Genomic DNA, 1,136 nt, shown 5'->3' with positions numbered 1-1,136 from the left:
AGCGATCCGATCACCTCAAAAGCTCTTGTGCCACGGGGGCCGTCCACATATGGGTCCCGGCGTTCGCCGGGACGACACCGGCGCGAGGCGTGAGGGAATCGTAGGATGGGTAGAGCGAAGCGAAACTCATCATTCGAGCCGCTTGCTTCATCGCGATGGGTTTCGCTGCGCTCCACCCATCCTACGGCGCTATCGCGAGGACTTCCCCGCTTGCGCCGTCTCTTTCCCGAGCCGCCGCTGCAACACCGACCAATACGTTGCCGGCAGGAAGCGTTGCAGCAGGTCCATCACGCGCGCGTCGCTGCCGATCAGGATGCGGGGCCGGTTGTTCTCGACGCCTTCGATGATGGTGCGCGCGGCGGCGGTCGGTGTCGTCCGGGCTGCCGCATCGAACCATTCGATCGCCTGCGCGCGGCGCGCATTGTCTGATACGCCGGCGCCGGTGCGGGAATTGCGGACGATGTTGGTGGCGACGCCGCCCGGATGCACCACCGACAGCCGCACCGGGCTGCGTGCGGCGGCAAGCTCATGCCGCAGGCTTTCGGAGAAGCCGCGCACCGCGAATTTGGAGGCGCAATAGGCGGTCTGGCCGGGCGGTGCGACGATGCCGAAGATCGAGGAGACGTTGACGATATGCGCTTCGCGTTGCCGCGCAAGCTGCGGCAGGAACGCGCGCGCCGCATGCACTGTGCCCCAGAAATTGATGTTGAACAGCCACTCCATCTGGGCCTGGTCGATCTCGTGGAACTGGCCGAGCAGGGTAACCCCGGCATTGTTGATGAGGATGTTGAGGGACGGGTGCGCGCTGGTTGCGGCTTCCGCGAAATCCGCGATTTGATCGGTTTCGCCGATGTCGACGCGATGCACCGTGACTTTCCGCACGCCCGCTTTCGCAATCTCGGCGGCCACCGCGGCAAGGCCGGCCTCGTCGCGGTCGGCCAGCGCGAGATCGGCGCCGCGTGCGGCAAGCTCGAGCGCGAGCGCCCGGCCGATGCCGCTGGCGGCGCCCGTGACAGCCACCGCGCTTCCGGAGATCGCAGTCATTGCTTTCGGCTCCCAGGGATGAGCGACTATCTGGATTGTCAAGTTGCATTGGCGTAAGCGGCACGCGCCTCGCGTGCTTTGGCGTTGAGGCG

Annotated in this window: 1 protein-coding gene; it reads right to left on the bottom strand. The window is 66.2% G+C overall.

What is annotated here, in order from left to right:
• Nucleotides 1-189: 189 nt before the first annotated feature.
• The gene (locus AAFX91_RS41850; protein WP_394570367.1) at nucleotides 190-1,044 is read right to left on the bottom strand and encodes an SDR family NAD(P)-dependent oxidoreductase; all 855 of its coding nucleotides are present in this window, start codon (nucleotides 1,042-1,044) and stop codon (nucleotides 190-192) included.
• Nucleotides 1,045-1,136 lie beyond the last annotated feature (92 nt).

This window comes from Bradyrhizobium sp. 31Argb (assembly GCF_043638955.1).
In the GTDB taxonomy this organism is placed as follows: Bacteria; Pseudomonadota; Alphaproteobacteria; order Rhizobiales; family Xanthobacteraceae; genus Bradyrhizobium.
This window is presented reverse-complemented; position numbering and strand designations above follow the sequence as displayed.